Source organism: Bacteroidota bacterium (assembly GCA_005882315.1).
Taxonomy (GTDB): domain Bacteria; phylum Bacteroidota; class Bacteroidia; order Chitinophagales; family Chitinophagaceae; genus VBAR01.
In genome coordinates this window covers 1,480,979-1,497,245 of sequence record VBAR01000001.1, presented here as the reverse complement: position 1 = coordinate 1,497,245, position 16,267 = coordinate 1,480,979, and the positions used below count along the sequence as shown (strand labels likewise).

Below are 16,267 nucleotides of genomic sequence, written 5' to 3'. Positions count from 1 at the left end.
TGTAGTTTGTTTCCTGAAAATAAAAAATGTCCTTTAAGATAAAGGAATAATGTTCAACTATCACACAATTTAACGACAAGACCACAATGATGGCGTAATATTGGTCGTTACTATTAAAGTTCAATTACTATGTTATCAGAATGGGAACCCAATGCCCAAATTATAAATAATATTGTCTCTTCTCCATTGTTTTTCATGAAACTTTATCTGGTCAACAACCCAGGGATTTTGCTCCCATGGTTTACGTAATGGAAATGCAATATCCAGTCGTATAACAAAAAGAGTGATGTCTAACCGAAAGCCAATCCCTGCATCAACAGCTAACTGATTTAAAAATTTGCTGGTAAATTTTGAGCCTGGCTTATGAGTATATAGACTGTCATTCACCAGCCAGATATTCCCTGCATCTAGAAATAAAGCACCATACAAGGGTCCACTAAGTCTGAAACGGAATTCCGTATTCATCTCAAGTTTGATATCTCCTGTTTCATCCGGTAAAAAATCAGTAGTATCTGTATACTTGTAAGTGCCTGGGCCTAGTGAACGGCTCCTGAATCCACGCAGGCTATTAGTTCCTCCAATAAAAAATTGTTTAACAAATGGAAGCTGCACTGAATTTCCATAAGGAATACCAACACCGAGAATAACCCTGTTTGCCCAGGTAGAATACAAGCCGAGTTTTTTATAATGACGTCCGTCCAGTTCAAATTTTATGTATTGAGCAAAAGGCACACCGTTAATGGTTACTTGTTTTCCGTTCTTTACATCTGCACCAGAGAATAAGCCAGCTAAATTTCCAGAAAGATCAATGAGCCCGTTGAAATAATAAGCATTATTTCGCTGCAATCCGTTTATCGTTTGATTATAATTAAACTCGTAAGTAGATCCAAGAATAAATTGTTCTTGTATAGCACGGGCAAGTAATGTATCCTGGCTAATAAGGGCATGGTATTTAGCAGTAACATTACTTGGGTGTATATAATTGATACCAATAGGATAAAATTCATGTTGTTTTTGAATGCTCTCTTTCCATAAATACCCGTAACCAGCCCTGAAAGAATTAAGTGTATATAAATCAATACGATTAAACATATCATATCCTATCAGCATATTTGTCCTGGGCATATACCCTCCCTTAATTCCAAAATCTCCAAAAGGCATAAGCACTCTTGGTATTGCATAATTCATTTCTGCACCATAGCGAACTACATTATATCCTTTTAATCCTCCGCTAAATTGAATATCTGATCCGGCATAAAGATTCAGGGTGAAATGTTCACCGCCTCTGAAAAGATTTCTATCCTTCCATTTAACTGATATTAACGAGCCATTGAGATTACTTGAACGGGTTATAGTCGTCACTTCTGCACGCAATGATTTTCTCGGTAAAGGAGTGAGATAATAAAACGCATCGAGGTAAGCTGAATCTGTTTCAGTATTGATCTCAAATCGGTTTTTTACAAATTTGAAAAGATCAAGATTTATCAACCGGCTGAGTGTAAAATTATGATTGGTCCGGTTGTATACATCACCAGTTTTAAATTTCATTGTTTCAGTGAATAGGGAAGGTTTGAATCTTTTTCTCCTGTCAATAATATAATAGCCATTGTAATAATCTTCCTGTTTTTTGATACTATCAATTCTTTCCATATTCAAAGCATAACCGGAATAGATCTGAACATTTTTGATCCTATAAATTTCTCTCGATTCAATCGGGATATCCGGTTTTACTGTTACATACATATTTACAAGATGATTGCCTAAGGTAGTGTCTGTCTTTAACAGGATAAACTCAGGGCTAAAAAAATAAAATCCTCTTTCTTTCAGGAAAGCATCAATACGTATACGTTCCGCTTTGATCACATCAAGGTCAAATGGTGTCCCGACCTTTAATAATGTATTATCACTGCTTTCATGAATAGCCGAAATAAGAGCTGTTCCACTATCCCCGGGAAAATGTATTGCATTGATCTTATACTGAGCCCCCGCTTCAGCTTTATAAGTAGCATGTGCCTTCCTGCGCCGTACAATTGTATCGCCTGTAACCTTTGCCTGGAAATATCCTTTATTTTCCATGTGACTTTGCAGTACTAAAATATTATGCGGAAGATCAAGCTGGCTCAACAATACCGGGGGTTCACCATTCTTATCTCTTATTTTTCCAAAGAATGAATTCTCCTTTTTATTCCGGAATAAATTATAAATAGAAAGTTTGATGGGAATGCCAAGAAATTTTGTGTTCGGCTTCGGTCTTGTTAGTCCTCCAAGATCTTCCTGCAAAACTTTCTTTTCACGTACTGTTGATGTGCCGCCTACTATTACATTAGCACCTGTATAAAGTTTATCATTTGCGGGTAAGTGTCTTGTATTGCTACATGCAGCTATTAAAAAATAAATGCTTACTAAAAAGATGATATAAAATTTATCGTTATTCATCTTGGCTCCTTTGTATAATTTACTCCTTCTACCCGCTGATTTTTTCTTTTTCGGAACAGTTCTTTAAAGCGATTATAATCTACACTGATCATAAAACTCAATCCTGATTCAATTATATAACCATCAACGATTCCTTCATATTCATTTTTTTGGTAGAAGCGCAACATATAACGGCCATCCCTGCTAAGCATATAGCTGATGTTAAGATCGCCAATTAAATTACTTGCCTTCTGGTTACTGTTCTTCGGACCTTCCAGTTCAAAATTGCTTCCAACGGAAACCGTCAATCTTTCATTGAGTAACCGCTTGCTTACCCCTATATTTAGATCAGTCCTTTTTCGTTGCTCGCCGGTTGTGTAATCATCTGTTGAGGTTACATCAAATGTCAGATCCACACCATCAATAAGTCCGGCAGCAAGTTTGTTAAGTTGTTCCGTCATTAATTTACTTATGCTTTGACGGGCATATGATGAAGCATTGAAAACAGGTGAGCTGCTTGCAAGAGGATTTTGTCCTACAAAACGGTTTAATAATAATAAAGCAAATACCTGCCTGTTGGTCTCTCCAGGTTCCTGCCTGACTTGTTCAAGCCTGCTATCTACCTGTGTAATGATGTCATTAGAAACTCCATAATTTTTATTTAGGGGCAGTACAATATCGAATTCAAGTTTAGGCTGCATTAACTCACCTGTCATAGCCAACCTCACTTCAAATGGAAGTTTCTGCAGGTAAGTATTACGAATTGCCTGTGAAGATGCAGTGATCTGGTTTTGTACCAGATCTATTGGTGCAGTATTAGCAATATATACTGCGCTCACATCAAGTGTTGCTTTGGTAGGTTCATTTAACCAGGTGATGCGGCTTCCTTTTTGAATATCAAAACGACGACGCAGGAAGTTGAATGTAATTTCATAAGACCCTTTTTCCAATTCATAATTTCCAACCAATGTAATTTTCCCACTTGCATCAATGCCTGTAGATAAAAGCGCTTCACCCTGTACATTGATAAAATCACCATTAGCTTCATCAATTATAATATTAAAAATGGCTTCCTTTTTTATTTCAATATTGGTTATTATATCCATTCCTTTGAAGGGAGATATATTGAGTGAATCGTAAGCAAGGAAAAGTGAATCATTTTCAGGTGCATCGATATCCACAAATTCAACGATCCCTTCTCTTGCAACAACACCCGGTTCTTTTTGTGGAATTACAATGCTAAGATTCGTTCCGTCGTTTACAGTTATATTGCCATCAACAGTTGGCTTATTTTCTGTTCCTTCAATATGCAACGTGGAAGTAGTGACCAACTTTCCATAATAGATCTTATTATCTTTTTTTGTAGTATTCAGAACCTGGAAATTGGTGGCATTTACATCAAAATTGAAATTGTAATTGATAAAATTGGAAGTTTTAATATTCCCATTTATCCTGAGTTCGTTATTGGTAGTATCCCGGATCACAAAATCATCAAATTGAAAACCATTTTCTGTAACATTGATCTTTTCCCCATCTATTCTGAACTGGCTTCCTAATGCTGTAATAGCAAAACTTGCCTTGTCAAAATTGAGCGGTCCATTGATTATTGGTTTATTCGCCGTTCCGTTGATACTAATATTTCCATTCACACCACCCGATGCATTTTTTATCATCCCGGCAAAGGCACCTTCCATAGTTGCAAGCTGCATTTGATGGATCGTAAGATCCAGGTTCAATGCAATATCTTTTTCGCCCTGTGGTGCAAATGAACCGGTCAATGAAATATCATTGCCCCGCCCGGTTATTGTTGCATTTGTATTATAATGATCGCCGGAAGTGTTATCAACTTTTATAATTGCGTTACCAATTGTATCGCCTTTCATGCTCAGGTCATTGATCGCAAGATCGCTGGTGAAAACAGGTTGTCTTAAAATATTTTTAAAGGCTACTTTTCCTGTCATGGACCCATTAAACAATAATGAGTCTGATTTCATAAAAGCTGTGATCGTGGACAACTGGAAACTTGTAAACCCAACATTTAATAGTTGTCCTTCACTTTGAAGCGATAATCTTTGCTCATTTTTTTGAAGCGTAAAATTGCTCGCAATAATATTATCCTTTGTTATAGTGAGAGAGTTATTGGGAGAAACAGTCCATTTATCATAATTAAGCATTAAACTGTCAGGTCTTAAACTCAATGCATAGTTTCCCTGCGAAGGTTGAGTCAGTACCCCACTTAAATAATATTTATCTCTTCCGTTGATATCATCAATGTTTAAATTGAAATCAATTTTATTATTTAATGCAATACCATTTAGCTTGGTATGATAAAGATTAAAGCCCATTCCTTTCAGCCGTTGCATATCGCCTGTAAACTCTAATCCTCTATCGGTTGTATTTATTTTTACGTTAAGGCCGTTTATTTCATTACCATCATATAAGATATGCGGGGTAGTCATAGTGGCGGTTAGGCCCATGCCTGTCGCTGCTCTTCCATCTATATGTATTGGCTCGAATGATTTCAAACCCGGAACAAAAGCCGTCAGCACTGGTGCATTTGAAATATCAGCAGTGAATGAAAAATCATAGGGTTGCACATTGGCGATTGTACCTACAGGAGCAACTGAGAAATAGGGTTCAATGCTTTTTTGAAAAATATTACTGAGATCTGTATACCGGTATTGACCATCAAGTCTTGCAGTAGCAACATCACTTTTAAGGGTCATAAACTGGGCTGTATCATTTCTTCCTGAAATAAAATGGATCGTATCCAGTGGTAATCTCTGCGACGCCGATACTAACAAAGCATTTGTCATTAAAATATTTGCTTCCAGATAATTTTCATTCATCACAGGTATACTTGCATTTATCTTTCCACGTATTACTACAGGTTGTGTAGTGAAACCTAATGGAAGTGTTTTGATGCTGTCTATCATTCCTTCAAAGTGATATGAAGGATTTGAGGATGATAAAGTACCTGTGAGTACTCCATTTAAATTAATATTAGGATCCCTGACGTCTGTTATTACATTTAGTGATGTTCCCCGAAGCGTTCCATTAATATTAATATTTCTGTACACATAACTATTGTAAGCTAAAGCATAAATATCTCCTTTAAAATTTGTATTCATTTTATCAGATGGAAATACATCTCCTGACACAAGAACATTGGCACTAATATTTCCTACCTGGTTATTTCTTAAAATAGAACCAAGATTAAGCGAATTTGTTTTTACTGATGCTGTATAAGTTGCAGCAGCAGGTTTAGTAAGATTAATAAACCTGCCCTTTACTGACGCAGCACCAATAGAAGTATTAACGATAAGGTTTGTTGACAGGTTATTGATAGAACCGGCAAGTGTGCCATGGGCATCAAATTCTTCCGGCAAATTAACTTGCTCATTAGTTAAACGCTGGCCGGTAAACAAAGCAATATCAGATTGAGTAGTATGAAGTTTTCTTATTGACAACGTTCCTCCGGTGCGTCTTGGATCATTGCTTGTCGCCAATGAACCTTTTGCATCTATCTGTGTATTTTTTAATCCTCGAAACTGCAGGTTCGCAAGATGCATTGATTTAAGTGTACCATTCCCTTGCAGGTTTATATACCATGTATCATTAGGATTTGAAAATGCAGGTTCAGAATGCAATTGCGGTGCAAATGCAAGTATATCTTTTACCTGCACATAGCTGTTTGATATATCCGCATCCATTTGAGTTTCAGAAAAATTCTCACCGAGGTCTTTATAAGATGCATAACGGAGTAAAGCATATCGTTTTAATTCAGTACCCGGAGTTTTAATGAGCAGGTCTTTTACATAAGCCTGGTTATTGGCATAAAGAAAATCAGTTTGTAATTCATTTAATACAAATCCACTTTGTTCTTTGAATTCACCTTTTTTTATTTTAGCTGCAATAGAATCAGGAGTTAATAAAAGATCATTTATTTCCAAAGTCAACGAATCTCCTTTCATGTGGCCATAATCTATTCCGGATCTCATTCGCGGATTGTTATCGTTATCATATTGCAAACTATTATTTCCAAGGCTCACAGTGGCGGCACTTATACGCCAGCCTGCTTCCACCTGACTCTTTGCTTCCTGTTTTACTTCTTTTATTACAATTTTTGCTTCTTGCTTTTTGCCTAACCTTATTGTGGCGATTGTATTATCCAAAGAAATATTCTGTAGTTCAATGATGCGGTTATTAAAATCAATTTTGTTTGGTTTAATATTCATTGCACCAAGATCGATAGTAGAATAGGCGGCAGATACATCATTACGGTAATCCACCCTGATATTTTGGAGGTTCAGCTCTTTAAAAAACAGCTGTAATGGAGAAGGCTGTTTTGCTTCTATAATATCTTTTATCTCCGGCTCCAGTTTTGCCAATGGTTTTGACTGGTATATTCTTGCTGTCAATCCATTGATATTTGTTTTAGGTATATCAAAATATAAATGATCATAATCCATTTTATCAATTCGGGTATCAAGGTGATCGATCCAGGCATCCATATCGCTGCCAGTAATCGTGTCTTTATAGATCAACCGGATCTTGTTTAATTCCACTGAAGGAATTGAAATAGAATAAGAAGATGTATCAGCAACGATCGTACTGGTAGTATCTTTTGCTGCGAAAGCATCAACTACAAACTGGAAATTAAATAGAGTATCGGGAAGCTGACGTTTAACTTTTGCTGTAATATTTTCGAGAGCAATGCTTTTAACATCCAATTCGTTTTTAAATATTAAACGCCACAAATTCAGATTAGCTTTAATACTACCACCTGAAAGCAAAGTATCTTTTTGCCTGTCTTCTATATAAACATTTTCAAGAACAATATTTTTCGGAAGCCCGATATGTACTCTTCCAATCTCAACCTTTGTTTGTAGTTTTTTTTCAAGATAGGCTACTGCTTTTTTGCGAAGTAAATTTTGAACAGGAGGAGTTTGTATTAATAAGATGATGATTACAAAAAATAAAACAATAAACAGAACAGTTTTTAATACTATTCGTCCTGCCCGTTTCCAGGGATTTTTTTTCTTTTTTTCCGGGTTCATGAAATTATCTTCATTTCTGTTTGAAACTCACCTGACCTGCATCCCCGTCTGACCATAGAAAATATCGTGCTATAAATAGAGAAGAGAAAAACTGAGTATTTCTTAAGTTAACCTTTTTCCCTTAAGGAGGCCGATATCTCTTTAAAATGACCTCAAAAGTTAGTTTTCACCCACATTTGCTATCTTTCTTTTTTAAAATCGCTTGTCAAATGAACCGCTCAAAGATTGCCGGAATAGGGATGTATCTCCCCAAAAATGTTTTTACTAATAACGATCTGACGAAATTTATGGACACCAGTGACGAGTGGGTGCAGGAACGTACTGGTATTAAAGAAAGACGATATGCCGATCGGACAGGGGAAACTACTACTACCATGGGTGTTGAAGCCTCAAAGATCGCTATTGAAAGAGCCGGCATTACTCCACAGGATATTGACTTTATTGTTTTCGCAACACTATCTCCTGATTATTATTTTCCGGGATGTGGTGTATTACTACAACGTGCAATGCAAATGAAAGAGATCGGAGCATTGGATGTACGTAATCAATGCAGCGGATTTGTATATGCTCTTAGTGTAGCCGATCAATTTATAAAAACAGGGATGTATAAAAATATTCTTGTTGTAGGCGCAGAGAAACATTCTTTCGGTTTGGATTTTAGTACAAGAGGCAGAAATATATCTGTAATATTTGGCGATGGTGCAGGTGCTGTTGTATTGCAGCCAACAAAAGATGATAACAGTGGAATTTTAAGTACGCATTTACATAGTGATGGTAACAATGCTGAGATCTTAGCGATGTTCAATCCCGGCACACATGCTAATCATTGGGTAAAAGATAAAAAGCTTGCTGATTTTAAAGAGGCTGAAATAGGTGAAATGTTTATGAGTCATGAAATGATTGACAATGCTCAGAATTTTCCAAACATGGATGGCCCGGCCGTTTTTAAAGTAGCAGTTGAAAAATTTCCTGAAGTGATAATGGAATCGTTGAAAGCAAATGATCTTCAGCCATCCGATCTTAAACTACTCATACCCCACCAGGCCAACCTGCGCATTGCACAGTTTGTTCAAAAGAAACTTCGACTGAATGATGACCAGGTATATAATAATATTCAGAAATACGGAAACACAACGGCGGCTTCAGTTCCCATTGCATTATGCGAAGCATATGAAATGGGAAAAATAAAAGAAGGTGATCTTATTTGTTTGGCTGCCTTCGGCAGTGGGTTTACATGGGCAAGTGCTTTGTTGAAGTGGTAGATGAAAATAAATTAATTAATTTCACTTAGAATCATTCTTATAAACATCACGGTTTCATTTAAACCATCGTTTTTAAGGTCATAGAAGCTTAAATATTCATGAGGATTTGAATATTCGAAAGAACGTTTTCTTTTTTTAGTCAAAATTTCAAATGCATACATTGAACCGTCGGTAATTCCAATTCTTCCTCCTTTAGTTGATGTCCATTTTTTCCTAACGTTCATTTGATCAGGGATGTTCAATAGCTTCGCTGCTAAAATTGTATCCCATTTAGATTGCCAGTTTTGAGATAATTCCTTTGAAAGTGATTTAAAGGGTTTATTGTTTTTATAACCCTCATTTGGAAAAGCATATGAAATCAATTTCCATGTACCTGTATTGCTTTGGTTAATTACAACGAGATTATGAACACTATCAAAAATAGAAGTAGTCCACCATAATCGTATTTCAATTTCTATCCTATTAAAATCAGGTTTGCAATTTCCTAGGTAACATGCCAAGTCTTTTGCTCTGTATTGGTAGTTTTTCTCATTATGGAAGTTATAATGAGAACATGATATAAATATCAGAGATAATAACCCTAATAAACATGAAGTAAGTCTCATTTCTTAATTTGCTAAGTGTATATATCAAAGATATTTTAAAATAGGATTGTACATCCTACTTTTGCCTCCCAATGCCCCGCCACGTCATCTATATCATTAACCCTATATCTGGTACCCGCACTAAAAAAGGTATCCAGGAAATTATTGAAGCAAAAACAAAACAGGCAGGCATTCAATTCCAGGTTTTTCGCTCAGTAGCAGACGGCGATTATTCTTTTCTACACTCCATCATTAAAGAACAGAAAATAACAGATGTAGTAATTGCCGGTGGAGATGGCACAGTGAGCCCTGTTGTAGGCAGTCTAATGAAACTGGACATCAATTTCGGCATCATTCCCTGTGGCTCCGGGAATGGTTTGGCTCATACAGCTAAGATTCCCACCCAGGTGGAAAAAGCATTAGATATGATTTTTAAAGACAATGCAGTTGAAATAGATGGGTTTTATGTAAACAAACAATTTGCCTGTATGCTCTGTGGCCTTGGGTTCGATGCAAAAGTGGCGCATGATTTTGCACAGCAACCGAAGCGGGGGCTTACTACTTATATTCAGCAAGTGGTAAAGAATTTTTTTTCGGCCAAAACTCATCGCTTTAGTATTGAAACAGGAAACAGGAAATTTGAAACTGATGCTTTCTTTATCAGTATTGCTAATAGCAACCAGTACGGAAACAATTTTACGATTGCGCCTAAAGCCAGTTTAAGAGATGGCTTGCTGGATGTGGTGATCGTTACCAAACAGAATAAGTTAAATGTGTTGCTGAGTACGCTGAGCCAGATAAGAGGAAAAATAAAATTGCTGACTGCTGAAGAGGTATCCGAACAGCAGGGGGTTATTTATTTTCAGACAGAAAAAATTCATATCCGCAATCATTCAAATGCTTTATTACATATTGATGGCGATCCTGCTGAAACAGCTACTGAAATAACAGTTGATATAAAAAAGAAATGCTTCCGGCTTATTCAACCTTAGTGTTTACCGAATCAACTGTTGCCAGTAATTGTTTATACAGTTGAATGCTCCGTCGATTAAACCCCGAGTTCAGTGATCTCAAAATATCATTCTTTTCTCTTTGTGTAAGATGAAAGTTCAACGCGGCTTTTCCTTCTTCACGTGAAGAAGCGTATTGAAAATTGATCTTATAAATATTATGCATTTTATTTTCTGTGTAATAGGCCAATTGGTTATTCTGATCGTATTCCATGATCTTATACCAGTTATGTTGCAATAAAAAGAAAGGCCTTGTCAAATGATCACTTAGATCATCAGAGATATAAGGTTGTTCCCACCCACCGGCATCACGGTCACGTATCTGTATCAATAAAACACCGGAAGTATTTTCTTCGATCCATTGATCAAAGTTTTCGAGAAAACGCAGTGCAGTCTCTACACCAAAATTATCCCGCAGACCGGCATCCATTACATCAATTACCGGGTCGGATGGCAACCATACATTGGGTAATACGACGGGAAAGGTGGCATTCATCCGCAAGGCAGTTAACACACGAAGATTATCCGGGTTTTGCTTTTCAAAAAAACTTCTGAAGTCAACTGCATCGGGGTCGGTGGCAGGCATTCTCAACGTGTCCTGCAGGCGCTGCATCATAAATCGGATTGGTTGCGTACTGATCATCATTCTTTTTGCATCACGGGTTATTACCGAACTAAAAAAAATGAGAGGAATGTTAGCCGCCGTTTCATCGGCTATATAATCTTTCAGTCGCTTATCAAAAAAACCTCTTGTGTTTTCATTCAGTTTTTCTTCAAAAGCATAACCCCGGTCTTTTACATAACTATAATCTCCTACATGAAATTTTTGTGCAGGCGAGATCAGGTCTCTTGCAACAAAAGAAGAAAACAATGGATTCAGCAGGTCACCTGAGATATCTTCAATATATTTTTTGTCTTGCAGTCGTATATTCTCTCCCTTTAATTTATGCAGATAAAGTTCCCTGAAATAAGCCGCGCCAATCATACCACCTGATGCGCCGGTAACAAGGAAAGTGTTTTTCATGATCTCGCCGTTAGTAATGCTATCAAGTTGTTGCAGCATGCTTAACGTAAATGTTGCACTCCGATGACCACCACCACTTACTGCAATCAAGGTGAGTAATGGTTTTTTATTTTTTTGTTTTGCTTTCCACCGGCCCATTACTTCCATCATGTTTTTCCTGTCAGCACTCATATTTTCCTCACTTGCCAGTTTCAGCAATCCTTCGCGGCTGTAAAATGGTCGTTCCGTTTTGGTTTTATAATCCAGGCCAAAAGCTTTGTTGCGGGGATCGATCCATTCCAGTTTATAAAATACATTTAAAAGTATTCCGAGTAATACGAGGTAAAGAATCGTCCACCCTTGAAGGAAATAAGCAAAAGCTCCTGCTACACCAATGAAAATAGAAAAGAAGATAGTAATACTTGCTGCAGCCGGTATCTGAAATAGGGGTTCTTCAAGAAAGAAACCAACAATGATCAAAAACAGGAAGGCAAAGAAAACAGAAAGTATGGCTGCAAAGTGATGACGTTTAAAAATAGAATCAACAAACTGGCGGGTATAATGCGAAACGCTGCGTACTGGCTTCAGTTTGCGGGGTGTTTCAAAATACCATTCCACTTTCAGTATCGATTCTTCATGTTGCTGCAATTGTGCTTCATGCAAATGGGTAATATATTCTTTTGGGTTATTATATACCGGCATCATCCGGCGAATGATGTTCCTGTCTGCCCGGAAAAAATAAATAAAGGATACCGCAAGTATAAAGATCAGCCCGGCAATAAAGCCCCCTCCATAAAAAATAATTTCTATTGGAGGAACGAGTTCTTTTACATACAAAAAAGTCCAGGCTTTATAAGCATAATAGAGAAGAAATAAAACAGGTATGATACAATTATTAATGCAATACTTTAAAAAGGGATTAGTGGTTGCAGCGAGAAAACGAAAATTTTTACTGAACAAAACAAATGTGGTAATGTTCCAGCTTACAATAAACATTCCGATAGCGATACCCGTGATGGCATAGCCGAATGTATTTACCGTTCCGAGGTATTCCGGCGCCAGGAACAATGAGTCAGCGCCAAAGATCTTCATAAACGAACCGTTGATGGTGCTGAACAATACAAACCAGAAAATAAGCAGGGCCTGGTATTTCTTAAAATGAAGAAATAACAATTGAATGGGGAATGAATAATAAAAACCGCGGAGCCATGCTTTCATTGACAGCACTAATGGTGGCAATAAAAGTAATACAGTTTAGGTGTTGTTCAAACAGTATTTATCATACGCTGTGAACAACAGCCCTGTTGCGAACAATATAGATAACCCATGTCAATGCCAGTAGCAGAAGCATGGCCACAAACTGATGAGCAGTGCCAAGCCATACCAGCATTTGAGTGTTCGAAGCGTTTAATACAGTAAATATCCCTAAGATCACTTGTAGCAGGGTAAGTGCAGTTAATACCCAATGGGTTTTACTAAACAACGAGGCGGGATGGGATAAACGATATTTCCACCAACCATATAAAACGGTAAAAGCAATAATATAAGCCAGGCCCCGGTGAATGAAATGAACAATAAAAGGATTATCGAACAACGTAATATTTGAAACATGATGCTGGTATTCGGGAAAGAACTTTCCATTTATATCCGGCCAGGTAGGAGCATAGGGGGCCGCTTTCAGACCAGCCATAAAAGCACCATAGATCAACTGCAGGGTTAATAATGCTAATACCCACAAGTAATATTTTCGGATACCACTATCAACAATTATTTTTTCTTTTGGCACCAGCAACTGCAATGCAAACCATAGGGCATAGCAGATAATTCCCATTGCAAGAATAAAATGAATCGCCAATTTATAATGGCTTACATAAACCCGTTCAGAATCTTCAAGTCCGCTCATCACCATGATCCATCCTACTAAACCCTGTAATAATCCCAGCAGGAAAAGAATGATCAAACCATTGATCATTTCCTTTTTGATCATCTTTTTAAAAATGAAAAAAATAAAAGGAATAACAAATGCTACCGCTATCAACCTGGCCCAGAGCCTGTGAAACCATTCCCAGAAATAAATTGATTTAAAATCAGCAAGATCAAAAGAAGAGTTTAGTTTTTTATACTGTGCTATTTGCTTGTATTTTTCAAATGCCTCATTCCAATCAGCATCGTTCATGGGCGGCAATGCTCCTAAAATAGGCTTCCATTCAGTTATAGACAGACCAGAACCTGTTAATCGCGTAATACCGCCAAGCAATACTTGTATCATAAGCATTACTACACCTAATAATACCCACCAGGCAACGGCGCGGCTATGCTTTTTCGATTCTGTTCCTAACATGACGGCCGCAAAGGTAGGTCTGCGCAAAATATTTAATCAAATTTGTTTATTACAAAAGAAAGATATCCTGAAGGAGTATTTTTAATTTTATAATGCTATTTAAACTTTAATTTTAGGCAAAACAATTTTCTGCTCAAACCTTTTTTTCAAAATGGACTCATTGAAGCCGGTCTTGATGAAGCCGGACGTGGTTGCCTTGCAGGCCCTGTATTTGCTGCAGCAGTTATTTTACCAAAAAACTTCTTTCACCCCTTACTCAACGACTCGAAACAGGTAAATGAAAAAAACAGGAATGAACTTCGCACAATAATCGAAGCAGAGGCAGAGGCTTTTGCAGTAGCCAATATTGACAATAATGAAATTGATTCTATCAATATTCTCCGTGCATCTTTCAAAGCCATGCATCTTTCACTTGATAGTTTGAAGAAAAAACCACAACTACTGCTGATCGACGGAAACCGTTTTATTAAATACAAAAGAATACCGCATCAATGCATCATAAAAGGCGACGCTATATACGCAAGCATCGCGGCCGCAAGTATCCTTGCTAAAACTTACCGGGATGAATATATGCTGCAAATGCATGAATCTTTCCCGTACTACAATTGGGCTAATAATAAAGGCTATGGCACAGAAGCACACCGGAATGCTATTGCAAAATATGGTTTGACTGAATTACACCGTAAATCATTTCAATGCCAGTCATTACAGATTGATATCGATCTCTGATCATTCTATTTCAATAAAGTCACCACCTTTTCTGCTGCCATTTAATGAATAAGAACGAACGATAAAAACTTTTTCTATTTCAAAATCATTCAGGCGGTATTCTGTATGCAGCGAATGGTTTATAATTTTCCAGTCACGTTCAGCAAAGACTGTTTCAAATAACCTTGAATAGCTGGTATCATTGGTAGTTACAGGCAAATGAATAAAATGGCTGTCGACCTGTTGGGTATAGTTTGAACCTGCAACATAACTGATCATACTTATGGAGTCGGCATTGTTGGCTCTAAGTTTGTAAAAACTAATGTTAACAGTTCTGTTAATGCATCCTGCTTTACAACAGGCATTAATGATAAAAACAATAGCTACCAGGCAGAAGGTTATAGATTGTTTCGCCGTCATACACAGAGGTTTATTAACTGACAACTTAATATAACTGAATGTTGCACATACCGGTCTTTTAAAGATTAAACCTTGAGTATTTATAATCGTCTATGTAACTACTAAAATTTGAATTATGAAAAAAGTATTAGCCCTTTCCCTGGTTTTTGCCTTGTTTACCATTTCTGCCACAGCGCAGGATCAAAAAACAGAGCGTCTCCAAAGACCCAGAGTTGAACAGAGAATGCAGCATAACAGGAGTGATCAGTTCAGACAGCCTCGTATGATGAACCAAAGGCATGAAATGATGAGGCATCGCATGATGAAGCAACGAATGATGCGCCAGCGGGCCATGCCGCAGCAAAGAGCGGGGGTGCAGGGCAGAATGCAGCAGCACCGTAAAATGATGCAGCGCCGCCACCAGATGAATCGCCGGGTTATATAATATCTGTCAGTTATCTATAAATCATGTAAGAATTTGTGCAGTAGTGCAAAACGTCCCTCAAAAAGGGACGTTTTATTTTTATCAATTCCCATACATTTCCATTTATCTTTATCTACTATTTTTGTCTTCATCACCGAAACCAAAAACATTAGTTCATGCAGCTTCGCTCATTACCTGTTCTTGATGCACCTGATGCAGAAAGTTTTAAGCGGGATTTTTATCTTCCACAGCTTCCCTGTATTATAAAGAATTTCAAACACATCCAGGTTGCCAAAGAAAAATGGGATTGGGATTATTTTAAATCCATTGTAGGTGAACAGGAAGTCGGCGTATATAACAATGTTAAAAGCGATGCTTATACGCCAATCAATAAAGCTGATGCCTACATGAAGTTTGGCGAGTACCTGGATATGGTAAAAAAAGGCCCGGTAGAGCTACGCATTTTCTTGTTTAATATTTTTAACCATGCACCGCAGCTAACAGCAGATTTTAACTGGCCTGATGAATACATGAAGGGATTTGTCAAAAAATTCCCGATGCTATTTGTTGGTGGCGCCGGCAGCATTACACATATGCACTTCGATATTGACCTCTCTCATATTTTGCATACTCAGTTCATTGGCAAAAAAAGAGTCCTCCTGTTTCCTTTTACGGAGCAGCATAAACTCTATCGTAAACCATTTGAAGTATTATGTCTTGCTGACTTCAGTAACTATAATGACACCAACCGGAGTAAATTAAATTATGAAAATTACCCGGCTGTAAAACTGGCCAATGGTTTTGAAGGTGTGCTGGAGCATGGAGACACCTTGTTTATGCCTGGCGGTTACTGGCATCATATGGAATATCTTGAAAGTGGATTTGCTATGAGTCTTCGGGCCATGCATCCTTCGCTGGCTAAAAAAGTAAAGGGGCTATGGAATATTGCAGCTATGCGTAACATCGATACGCTTTTGAAAAAAACAATGCCTCAAAAATGGTATAGCTGGAAAGAAAAGAAAAGCAAGGCTGCCGCAGAAAAAGAGTTACAGCTTGTTTGA

The 16,267-nt window shown here is 37.4% G+C and carries 11 protein-coding genes; 5 read left to right on the top strand and 6 right to left on the bottom strand.

Going from position 1 to position 16,267, the window contains the following annotated elements:
- Nucleotides 1-135: 135 nt before the first annotated feature.
- Nucleotides 136-2,436 (bottom strand): hypothetical protein, encoded by a 2,301-nt coding sequence (locus E6H07_06255; GenBank protein ID TMI65515.1) that lies wholly within the window; start codon nt 2,434-2,436, stop codon nt 136-138.
- Nucleotides 2,433-7,475 carry a hypothetical protein gene (locus tag E6H07_06250; GenBank protein ID TMI65514.1) on the bottom strand — a complete coding sequence of 1,681 codons (5,043 nt, stop codon included), beginning with the start codon at nt 7,473-7,475 and terminating at the stop codon, nt 2,433-2,435. Before E6H07_06250 ends, E6H07_06255 begins: the two co-directional genes overlap by 4 nt.
- Nucleotides 7,476-7,684: 209 nt before the next feature.
- Here E6H07_06250 and E6H07_06245 point away from each other — a divergent pair, with 209 nt between their 5' ends.
- Nucleotides 7,685-8,737, top strand: coding sequence for a ketoacyl-ACP synthase III (locus E6H07_06245; protein TMI65513.1), 1,053 nt, complete (start codon nt 7,685-7,687; stop codon nt 8,735-8,737).
- Nucleotides 8,738-8,748: 11 nt separating this feature from the next.
- Here E6H07_06245 and E6H07_06240 read toward each other — a convergent pair whose 3' ends face one another.
- Nucleotides 8,749-9,342 (bottom strand): hypothetical protein, encoded by a 594-nt coding sequence (locus tag E6H07_06240; protein ID TMI65512.1) that lies wholly within the window; start codon nt 9,340-9,342, stop codon nt 8,749-8,751.
- Nucleotides 9,343-9,413: 71 nt separating this feature from the next.
- Here E6H07_06240 and E6H07_06235 point away from each other — a divergent pair, with 71 nt between their 5' ends.
- Entirely contained in the window at nt 9,414-10,313 is a 900-nt protein-coding gene (locus tag E6H07_06235; protein TMI65511.1) for a YegS/Rv2252/BmrU family lipid kinase, read from the top strand.
- On the opposite strand, the gene E6H07_06230 is transcribed toward E6H07_06235, so the two are convergent.
- Together E6H07_06230 and E6H07_06225 are read right to left on the bottom strand one after the other, a co-directional pair.
- The gene (locus tag E6H07_06230) at nt 10,300-12,552 is read right to left on the bottom strand and encodes a hypothetical protein (GenBank protein TMI65510.1); all 2,253 of its coding nucleotides are present in this window, start codon (nt 12,550-12,552) and stop codon (nt 10,300-10,302) included. The two genes, E6H07_06235 and E6H07_06230, sit on opposite strands and share 14 nt — an antisense overlap.
- A gap of 61 nt (nt 12,553-12,613) precedes the next feature.
- The gene (locus E6H07_06225; GenBank protein ID TMI65509.1) at nt 12,614-13,675 is read right to left on the bottom strand and encodes a heme A synthase; all 1,062 of its coding nucleotides are present in this window, start codon (nt 13,673-13,675) and stop codon (nt 12,614-12,616) included.
- Between the two features lie 129 nt (nt 13,676-13,804).
- Between E6H07_06225 and E6H07_06220 the strand changes: the two genes are divergently transcribed.
- Entirely contained in the window at nt 13,805-14,404 is a 600-nt protein-coding gene (locus E6H07_06220; GenBank protein ID TMI65508.1) for a ribonuclease HII, read from the top strand.
- Here the strand turns inward: E6H07_06220 and E6H07_06215 are convergent, their stop codons facing one another.
- A complete protein-coding gene (locus E6H07_06215; protein TMI65507.1) occupies nt 14,405-14,803 on the bottom strand; it encodes a hypothetical protein in 399 nt (132 codons plus the stop codon).
- A 115-nt stretch (nt 14,804-14,918) separates the two neighbouring features.
- Between E6H07_06215 and E6H07_06210 the strand changes: the two genes are divergently transcribed.
- Together E6H07_06210 and E6H07_06205 are read left to right on the top strand one after the other, a co-directional pair.
- Entirely contained in the window at nt 14,919-15,227 is a 309-nt protein-coding gene (locus E6H07_06210; GenBank protein ID TMI65506.1) for a hypothetical protein, read from the top strand.
- Nucleotides 15,228-15,382: 155 nt separating this feature from the next.
- On the top strand, nt 15,383-16,267 hold the full coding sequence (locus tag E6H07_06205) for a transcriptional regulator (GenBank protein ID TMI65505.1): 885 nt from the start codon (nt 15,383-15,385) through the stop codon (nt 16,265-16,267).